We start from the raw sequence: 352 nt of genomic DNA on the forward strand, positions 1-352 counted from the left end.
AATACCGTACCCGGTAAGCCCGTCGTATCCGCACAAACCACTACCGTACTATCCATCGGCGTGCTGGTCTCCGGTAAAGTATCCTGTGGCGGATAAACTCGTATCGGTACAATCGTCGTATCGCAATTCCCTAAATCATCACATACGATGATGCACGTCGTATCCGTGCCTGTATAGCCCATGTCCGGAGTGTATTCGATACAGCCCGTCAGACCGTCTACTGCTGCCGTACCGTTATCAGGATCGCAGGACTCTACGCTCGATACCGTACCCGATAAGCCCGTCGTATCCGCACAAACCACTACCGTACTATCCATCGGCGTGCTGGTCTCCGGTAAAGTATCCTGTGGCG

The 352-nt window shown here is 53.4% G+C and carries 1 protein-coding gene; it reads right to left on the reverse strand.

The features are described from left to right. A partial coding sequence (locus LVD47_RS23330; RefSeq protein ID WP_236981130.1) for an Ig-like domain-containing protein occupies nucleotides 1–352 on the reverse strand: 352 nt, incomplete at both ends.

Source organism: Membranihabitans maritimus, assembly GCF_021729145.1.
Classification (GTDB): Bacteria; Bacteroidota; Bacteroidia; order Chitinophagales; family Saprospiraceae; genus Membranihabitans; species Membranihabitans maritimus.